Source organism: Rhizobium sullae (assembly GCF_900169785.1).
Lineage (GTDB): Bacteria > Pseudomonadota > Alphaproteobacteria > Rhizobiales > Rhizobiaceae > Rhizobium > Rhizobium sullae.
In genome coordinates this window covers 21,332-27,918 of record NZ_FWER01000067.1, presented here as the reverse complement: position 1 = coordinate 27,918, position 6,587 = coordinate 21,332, and the positions used below count along the sequence as shown (strand labels likewise).

Annotated in this window: 3 protein-coding genes and 1 pseudogene; 3 read left to right on the top strand and 1 reads right to left on the bottom strand. The window is 60.1% G+C overall.

The window, feature by feature from the left end; translation table 11 throughout:
- Positions 1-153: 153 nt before the first annotated feature.
- Positions 154-384: pseudogene (locus BN1800_RS34685) on the bottom strand (type IV secretory system conjugative DNA transfer family protein); the annotation flags it as partial.
- Positions 385-851: 467 nt separating this feature from the next.
- Here BN1800_RS34685 and BN1800_RS34680 point away from each other — a divergent pair.
- From BN1800_RS34680 to ansP, 3 genes are all read left to right on the top strand, one after another.
- Positions 852-1,079, top strand: a complete 228-nt coding sequence (locus tag BN1800_RS34680; protein ID WP_027514000.1) for a hypothetical protein — start codon at positions 852-854, stop codon at positions 1,077-1,079.
- 115 nt (positions 1,080-1,194) lie between these two features.
- The gene (locus tag BN1800_RS34675) at positions 1,195-4,782 is read left to right on the top strand and encodes a hypothetical protein (RefSeq protein WP_087004701.1); all 3,588 of its coding nucleotides are present in this window, start codon (positions 1,195-1,197) and stop codon (positions 4,780-4,782) included.
- 260 nt (positions 4,783-5,042) lie between these two features.
- Positions 5,043-6,527 (top strand): L-asparagine permease, encoded by a 1,485-nt coding sequence (gene ansP, locus BN1800_RS34670; protein WP_087004698.1) that lies wholly within the window; start codon positions 5,043-5,045, stop codon positions 6,525-6,527.
- Positions 6,528-6,587 lie beyond the last annotated feature (60 nt).

The window sequence follows — 6,587 nt, the reverse complement described above, 5'->3', positions numbered from 1 at the left end:
AGATTATTCCGTTGGCGGGACCTGCAAGTGCAGCGGTGGCTTACAAGTAGAGGCTTGGCACCCGCGCGCAGTTCGCGGCTACTCGGAACCTGGCAGTCAGAATTGAAAGGCATGGAAATATAGACCTTGATCGTTCGTCGATAGCGCCACCGGTCAGAGACTTGTTTTGACGAAGCGGTTGGCCTTGGCCGCTTCGTTCATGTCCTTGCGCCGAAAATAGATCGCTCGCCCGCAGCGGATCGGGCTGTGGCCTTGGACGATAACAATCTGTTCGTCCTTTCGCATCGACTGGGTGATCTCGTGCGGCATGATCAGCGGCCTTCGCTGAAAATTCACGCTCTCCGATTGGCGCGACCCCATGGCAGAACTGCTCCAGCCGACATTGCTATAGCAAAGCCGTTCCAACTACATGGGAGAAGTGAGCCCCCTCAACAGGCAATTGGATCTACGCAGTTTGAAGCAGCAGTCACGAGCCGATTCCGCGGCCCTCGTCATTCCTTTGAACAGAGCTCCAAAAATGTGCGCCCCCCGACCTTATTACTCTCCTAAAGATTGCAGCCAGAAACCGCTAACGGGCGAAACGGAACCCCTTGGAATGCATCGCGCGCGGGAGTGTCGCAAAACTCGGCTGAAGGTGGAAAGTGAGGGAACCATGGCGCCTATTATGCCACTATATGGGGTAATATTTGCTCATTTTTCTATATATTTGCAATCACTAATAGATATTGTAGTCTCTTTTCATCTTTGCAAACGTATCGTATGGAGAACGTCTTAAGTAGTGAGCCGAGTCAACGAAACGCCTTTCAGTAGGCATAACTCCACCACGATCGACGCACGCAGGGGAGGTAATCATGGCGTTCACTTTGGAGGTCGTCGGCAAAGGGTTTCGGCTGAAGAACGCCGACAACATCCGCGAAATCGACGTCTCGCCGCAACAGGTAAAGGCTTGGCGGGAGATATTCGCCGCGCTGCCGCAGCATTCATGGTCATCGGAAGCGTCAAACGACAGAGCCATCGATGACAAGGGCATGAACACATCTATCGGCGACCATGCGCGCATTGCATACGGCATCCACTAGGGTGCCCACCCCCAAGATCCTGACGTTCTCAAAGGGCGGCACCGCCGCCCTTTGATCTGCATTCTGCGGCACTCTTGCCGATCCGAGTTTCAAAAAACGGAGCAGGGAACAGCTGATGTCTTTGATCAATTTCTTCGCACGCAACCGTTTCGTACGTCCTGACTCGTCGAAGCCGTTCGACTCGATGATCGATCAGACGCCAAAGAACGGCAAAAAGAACGAGCTTCCACCCGCACTGCCGTGGAATGGCGGTCCGTCCGGCATCGTCGAGCGCCAGGTGGAGCCGGGGCTTTGGCCATTCCGCATCTACGAGGAGGCGGGCATCGACCCGAAGGATAACAAGGCGCTGAACGAGCAAACGGCGGCGACGCCCGAGCTCGACCCAAAGGCTTTCGGTAACCGGCCGTCGGCGAGCAAAGAGGCAGACAAGGCGCTGGAGCAGGGAGACGATGTTTTCGTCCTGAGCCCGGAACGGCTGGATCTGCTCGAAAAGCAGCGAACGGCACTCGGCACGGCCAACGACAAGGCCAAGAGCGAGACCGATCGAGACAAGGCGAAGGACGATCTCGTGGTCGCGATCGCCGAGGAGGTCGATCTGGCCTCAAAAAGCCTCGGAACGCCGAAGTTCGGCACGGACAAGAAAGACAAGAAGCTCGACGTGAGCGAGGTGAGCGATCTCATCCGCCCCATCGCCGAGCGGGCACCGGACGACCCGATCTTTATGGAGGCGCTCAATCAGGTGCGCGACATGAAGGAGAAGGAGTGGAAGGCCGACGGCAAGACCGACGATCAGCTCGGACGCATCGCCAGCCTCGGCGACAAGAAGGACTATGACGCGGTCGCCAAGGAGACAAAGCATCAACTCGTTGATGTTGCCCTCGCCGCCGGTAGCGAGGAGGGCGCACAGATCACTGCGCTCACGAACCGCGCCTCGATCTATGCGGGCTACACCGCCGGAGATCCGGAGAAATACGGTGCCGCTCTGAAGGCGGGGATCAAGGACGCGCTTCAGGAGGTGCGTGTCGATCGCCACGTCCGTGATCTCGAAAGCGCCTATGGAAAGGGGGGCGTCGAGGGTGCCGAGAAATTCCTCGCCACGCTCAGCGAGAAGACCGACCTCGCCCATGCGCTTCCGAGTTTCGATACCTCCGGCAAGGCGGCAGGAGATATAAAGAAGCTGCTCGATCAATCGAGCGGCTCGCTGATCGCATCGGACCCTCGCGTCCGCAAGATGATCGACCAGTCGATCGACGGCCTCGCCGCTTCCGGGACCGACGGCGACACCCCGGCGAAGATCAAGGCTTTGCAGGATCTCGCTGTTGCCTCGCAGAATATTCTTTATGGCGACGGCAAGAAAGCCGGCGCTGGCAAGGAGATCGTCGACCATATTGCCAATCGCCTCGTCGACAAGATGAACACCGATCTGCCCGGCAGCTACATCAACGTGCTTTCGCATCAGCGGATATTCAGCATTTTGAGCAGCGAGGACGCCAAAGGCGGCGGCACGGCGCTGCTGACTGCGATCGCGGCCCGCACGGCAGAGCTCGGAGTTGCGAAGAGCGACGAGTTGGAGGCCAAGGGGCAGCTCGGCTACAACGACTATCTGGAGCAGAACTCCGACGCGCAGTGGGCGGTCCGCCACAGCATCGAGAATTTCGGCAATGTCTCGAAGGCGCAAGACGAGAAGATAACGACGCTCTACAACGAGCTTTATCACGGCCTGTCCGGCTGGAATGGCGCAAAGCCCGATGACCCAGTTTCGGGCGCCACGCAGCTCGCCCGCGACATGGAGGCGATCGACAACCTCAGCCCGGAGAACAAGCAGAAATCCAAGGATCTGGTGAAGGAAGGCGAGGTCCGGCAGCAGCTCTGGGAGCAGCAGGAAAGCATCGATCTCGCCCTCAAGATCTACGAGACGCCGCTCAACAAGGTCGACGGCCTCAATACGGATGCGCCGATACCGTCACTGTTCGGCACCGGCATCATGATGACGAAGTCGAAATCGATCAGCGAGGCGATGAAGGGCCTGCCCGACATGCCCAAGAACGAGGCGCCGGATCCCTACGCGAACGTGGAAAAGGGCGCCGATCCTGCCGCTACCGGCACGATCTGGGTGGAGCGCTCAGCGCGCGCGCTTGCGACCTTCGCCGTAACCGAAAGCCTCAAGGGCCGTGTCGGCGATATCCATACGGCGCTTGCGGAAAACCGCATCCAAGCCGCTTTCACGAACGGTGGAGCCGGCTTGAGCAGGGCGGAGCAGGACGCCGTCACGAAGTATATCGAGGGGAAGGGGGACGACAAGAATCCCGACCTCAAGAAGTACGTGAAGGACGTGGTGGACAAGATCGGCGAGGGCCGCCTCAAGGATATCGTGGCGGGTCGGGTCCAGGCGACCGGCAGCGAACGGGCCCAAATCCAGCAAATGGAGAGGCTCAATGTCGGTACCAATGCGATCACCAGGGTTTCCGGAGGAGGCAGCGCGATCCTGTTCGGGCGTAACCTCGACGCGCTGGGCACGACCGGCGACGACATGGTCTATTACGTGCCGCACACCATGATGATGATGACGGCGGCAAAGACGGCACTGATGCCGAACGCCCGCGAGATAATCCTTGGCAAAGGCCCCGACGTCCCGACGACGGCAGAAGCAAGGATCGACGCGATCAAGGAGCGCGTCAATAGCAGCGGTCTCTCCTCAGGCCAGAAGAAGGTCTGGAGCGGCGCGTTGAATTCGGGGCATTTCCTTCGCGGCACAGGCATCGACGCGCTCTATGTCGGAGCGGATCTCAGCAACGCCATCATGCAGGGCACAGGCTGGATCGTCGGAGACAAGGCCGACGGCGTCAAGGCGACAGGCTACGGCATTGCAACCGTGAGTGATGCCATGTTTGCGGCCGCTGGTGGAGCGGGTGCACTTGAAGCGAAGGCGGCGAACAACGGACTCGTGCGGCTCATGAAGCGGCTCGGTCCGCTAAAGTTTTCCGGCGTCGCGGCGGTGCTGCAGCTCGCCGGCGCCGGCATTGTCCAGGGCCGGAGCGCCTATAATGCCTCCCATACCTATGACAAGGCGGATGCAGACGCGATCCAGGTGATGTTCGGCGTGAAGGATCGCAAGGTCGCCGAGGCCCTGGCGGAACACAATGATCTTCTCGACGAAGGGGTCATGGGCATCCTGCAGACGGTCTTCCCCGGTGATGAACATTTGATGGGCGGAGACAAGGGGACCCGCAGCGCCGACGCTGTTCTGAGCGGGACCTACGGCGCCGAGGGATATACGCGGGCCCGTCTTGGCCAGCTCTTCAATCGCCTGACGCCGGAGCAGGCGATTGAGTTGTCCGAAACTATTCGCGACATGACGGCTGATAGCAAGGGTAAGCTGCCGGGTACGCAGGACGATCTGAAATACCTGAAGCTTCCGGTCGATCCAGCAAAGGCGGATCTGTCGGACTACCCGACGGTGACATACAACGCTGAGCGCAAGCGCTACGAGGATTCCGTGACGACAATGTATTGGGACGGCAACCAGTGGTGGATGCCGCAGAAGAAGATTTCCGCGGAGGATGCGATGCTGCCGAGCGACGATCCATTATGGTACCAACCCTCGGACGGGACGCTGATGCATGAAAATGCCTTTGCCTCGTACGTAGAGCCGCGCAGCACCGAGGGACTGAAGGCGTGGCTCAGACGAAAGGGTTATCTTTAGGCGCCCATAAAGGAGCCGGCCCTGCTGCGCCCACCGTACTCGCGCGGATGGGCGCTACCTGCGGAAGCACAAAGGCGGGGTTCAGCGTCGATTGACCGAACCTCGCTGCCGCCCGAACCGGAAAATCAGAGACAAAACCAGGGACAACCCACGCACGGCTGAGGATAGAGCAGTGCGCCTTGGGATCGGCGTGCCTGTCGCGGAGGAAGCGGCGCCCAGCACGCGACCGGCAAATTGCCAAGAAGGAGGAAAGAGTTCTGATGACTGTCATGGAAAAGTCGCGACCGGACGATGCAACCGCCATCTTCGACAAAAGAAGGTGGCTGGAGTCTCATGAGGCCGATTATCACAAGGCACTCGGCAATCGCCAGGTGCAGATGATCGCGATTGGCGGGGCGATCGGTACGGGGCTGTTTCTAGGCGCCGGCGCCCGTCTGCAGGCCGCAGGTCCATCTCTGGCGATCGTCTATCTCGTTTGCGGCGCCTTTTCCTTTCTCATCCTGCGCGCGCTTGGCGAACTGGTACTGCACCGGCCGAGCAGCGGCAGTTTCGTCTCCTATGCCCGTGAGTTCCTCGGCGAGAAGGCCTCCTTCGTGGCCGGTTGGATGTATTTTCTCAATTGGGCAATGACCGGCATCGTCGATATCACTGCCGTTGCTCTCTATATGCACTATTGGGATGTCTTCGCCGGCCTGCCGCAATGGGTCTCGGCGCTCGGCGCGCTGCTGATCGTCGGCTCGATGAACCTTGTCGGGGTCAAGTGGTTTGCCGAGATGGAGTTCTGGTTCGCCCTCATCAAGGTGTCGGCGATCTTGCTCTTCCTTGCCGTTGGCACGTTTTTCCTTGGAACCGGCATGGAGGTCGCCGGCAGTGCCACCGGTCTGCATCTGATCAGCGAGAACGGCGGCCTCTTCCCGAACGGCCTGCTTCCTGCGCTCGTGCTCGTGCAGGGTGTCGTCTTCGCTTTTGCCGGCGTCGAACTGGTTGGTACGGCAGCCGGTGAGTGTTCAGACGCGAAGACCATCTTGCCGCGTGCCATCAACAGTGTGATCTGGCGCATCGCTCTGTTCTATGTCGGCTCGGTCGTGCTTCTCGTCTGCCTGCTGCCCTGGACGGCCTACAAGGCAGGAGAGAGCCCGTTCGTGACATTCTTCGGCGCACTCGGCATACCCGGCATCGGCACGGTGATGAACATCGTCGTGCTGACTGCAGCCCTGTCGAGCCTGAACTCCGGCCTCTATTCCACCGGCCGCGTGCTGCGCTCGCTGGCGCAAGGCGGTTCCGCGCCGGCGTCCCTTGCAAGGATGAATGCGCAGGCGGTGCCGCATGTGGGCATACTGGTGACCTTGGCCATCTATGTCTTCGGCGTCCTGCTCAACTATCTCGTGCCCTCTCATGTATTCGAGATCGTCCTCAATGTCGCCTCGCTCGGGATCCTGAGCACCTGGGGTTTCATTATCGTTTGCCAGATGGCCTTCCGCCGGGCCGTTGCCCGCGGCGAGGTCGAGGACGTGACGTTCAAGATGCCCGGCGCCCCGGTCACCTCGTGGCTGACGCTCGCCTTCCTTTGCGGGGTCGTGGTGCTGATGGCGCTCGACTATCCGAACGGGACCTATACCGTCGCCTCGATCCCCTTCGTCGCGCTGGCGCTTTGGGGCGGATGGAACTGGGTCAGCAAGCATCGGCGGACGGAGACGCCGGCGACGCTGTCCGACGTAATGCTGGCGCAGCAAATGCGTCAGTGACCACCATATTCCTCAAGTGGCGCCGTCAACCTGGCGGCGCCCCTTGATCTTAAAGGAACG

Excerpts from the sequence above, each read along its gene's own strand:
- BN1800_RS34680 (WP_027514000.1), top strand. The coding sequence starts at position 852 with ATGGCGTTCACTTTGGAGGTCGTCGGCAAAGGGTTTCGGCTGAAGAAC.
- ansP (WP_087004698.1), top strand. The coding sequence starts at position 5,043 with ATGACTGTCATGGAAAAGTCGCGACCGGACGATGCAACCGCCATCTTC.
- BN1800_RS34675 (WP_087004701.1), top strand. The coding sequence starts at position 1,195 with ATGTCTTTGATCAATTTCTTCGCACGCAACCGTTTCGTACGTCCTGAC.